The sequence below is a fragment of the Candidatus Thioglobus sp. genome, from assembly GCF_028599055.1.
Lineage (GTDB): Bacteria > Pseudomonadota > Gammaproteobacteria > PS1 > Pseudothioglobaceae > Thioglobus_A.
Genome location: NZ_JAQRMS010000080.1, coordinates 1 through 1,865, shown reverse-complemented (window position 1 = coordinate 1,865; position 1,865 = coordinate 1). Strand labels below are relative to the sequence as shown.

Annotated in this window: 3 protein-coding genes; 1 reads left to right on the top strand and 2 read right to left on the bottom strand. The window is 40.9% G+C overall.

Annotated elements, in window-relative coordinates; all coding sequences use genetic code 11:
- Positions 1-4 precede the first annotated feature (4 nt).
- Together PSN35_RS05760 and mutM are read right to left on the bottom strand one after the other, a co-directional pair.
- Positions 5-412, bottom strand: a complete 408-nt coding sequence (locus PSN35_RS05760) for a S24 family peptidase (protein ID WP_300030724.1) — start codon at positions 410-412, stop codon at positions 5-7.
- Complete coding sequence (mutM, locus tag PSN35_RS05755) at positions 400-1,209, bottom strand: bifunctional DNA-formamidopyrimidine glycosylase/DNA-(apurinic or apyrimidinic site) lyase (protein ID WP_300030722.1); 810 nt, start codon at positions 1,207-1,209, stop codon at positions 400-402. The genes PSN35_RS05760 and mutM overlap by 13 nt, the downstream gene beginning before the upstream one ends.
- A gap of 91 nt (positions 1,210-1,300) precedes the next feature.
- Between mutM and PSN35_RS05750 the strand changes: the two genes are divergently transcribed.
- Positions 1,301-1,865, top strand: a 565-nt coding sequence (locus PSN35_RS05750) for a urate hydroxylase PuuD (protein WP_300030720.1), incomplete at its 3' end; no start/stop codon positions are given.

Sequence of the window (1,865 nt, the reverse complement as noted above, 5' to 3'; positions counted from 1 at the left end):
ATCGTTAATCCTCTTTGGCTTTAGGTTTGCCGGAAATCGTAAAATCCAGCTGTTTAGTGCCTTTGTTTAGGTGGTAATAATGCAGTGGTGTTTGTTTGCGCTGTTTTTGTTGAATCACGCAGCCAACCACTTCAAACTCGCCATCAAGCTTAATCTCGTCATGTTGAGCATTAAGTGGCACTAAGAATTTATCATTACCACGCTCAATGTATTGTCTAAAGTACATATCATTGTCATAGCGAACTACCGCATACGCACGATTATGTACCGCCATACCTGGGTCAATAATCACAATACAATTCTCACTAAATTCAGGCTCCATATAACTGCCAAGATTTTGCAGTGCAAATGGCTCTGAGTTAATAGAACAGTTAGATTCGAATAATTCTTGTGGGGTATCTATGTCTGACATTGTTTACAATAAAACGTTGAACGTTGGTTTTGAATAATTCTAACTATTTTACCCGTGCAATTTATGCAAGTCTCGCCTTCACGCCCATACACGTTTAAAGTTTGGGTGAAATATCCCGGTTGTCCGTCTACTTGCGAAAAGTCTTGCAAAGTAGTGCCACCGGCTTTGATGGCCTCAGTCAAAATGGTTTTAATTTGTTGAGTGAGTCGTTGATAGTGCTTTTTTGAGACACTTCCTGCTTTGCGCTCTGGGTCAATACCTGCTTGAAACAAACTCTCACACGCATAGATATTACCCACGCCAACCACCACTTTGCTATCCATTATAAAAGCCTTGATGTTTTGCTGTTTATTGCGCGAGCGACTATATAAGTAGGTATCATCAAAATCATTAGTCAACGGCTCAACGCCTAGCGTGTCTAAAAGCGTATGTGAGCCATCACTTGAAAACAGCACCGCGCCAAAACGCCTAGGATCATTCAGTCGCATGCTTGTGCCATTATTAAGATGCAATTCAAAATGATCATGTTTTAGCAAAGGCTCACTGCTATCAACCACTTTAATGGATCCACTCATACCTAAATGGATAATCAGTGTGCCCACATTAAATTCAATCAGCAGATATTTACCCCGTCGATTAATTTCATTAATCACTTGATTTGCCAGTGTGGTTGCAAGGTGTGCAGGGATTTCCCAGCGCAAGTTATCCCGATGACGTACGGCTTTTAAAACCACTTGTCCCTTGATCAGTGGCAATAAACCGTTCTTAGTCGTTTCAACTTCAGGTAATTCAGGCATACATATAGTATAGTAATAAATTTAAAAATTGACTTGCATCAAGTCAATAGCTTATTATAATAGTCAACTTTACAACAACAGAGAGAAAAAGATGGGATTTATTAATTCAGTAAAAGGTAAGATTTTAATCGGCTTTATTTTAGCGATTGTTATTTATGTAGGATTTATGGGCAATGCTGCCGAAGCGCAAAACTTGTCGCATTATGGTGCAACAGTATGGCTACACGTATTAGCCGGTATTGTTTGGATTGGCCTACTATATTACTTCAACTTTGTACAAGTGCCAGGTATGGGTCAAGCCCTAGCCGATACAGATGGCCCAGGCCCAGCAGCAATTGGTAAGTACATTGCCCCACGTGCATTACTATGGTTCCGTATGGCAGCAGCAACAACTTTAATTCTGGGTTTGGTGTTACTTGGCACAACAGGCTCTATTGGTAGCGCGTACATGTTAGCCCCAGGCTTCCAAGTAATTGGCTTAGGTGCATGGATGGGTACAATCATGGCGTTTAACGTTTGGTTTATCATCTGGCCGAACCAGCAAAAGATTTTAGGCATGAAAGAAGCGTCAGCTGAAGAAATTGCAACCGCTAAGAAAAATGCAGCGCTAGCATCTTCGATCAATGTGATATTGTCGATTCCGATGTTACTAACCA

Bases quoted from the DNA above. Each gene is read 5' to 3' on its own strand.
- mutM (WP_300030722.1), bottom strand. From the start codon at position 1,209: ATGCCTGAATTACCTGAAGTTGAAACGACTAAGAACGGTTTATTGCCA.
- PSN35_RS05760 (WP_300030724.1), bottom strand. From the start codon at position 412: ATGTCAGACATAGATACCCCACAAGAATTATTCGAATCTAACTGTTCT.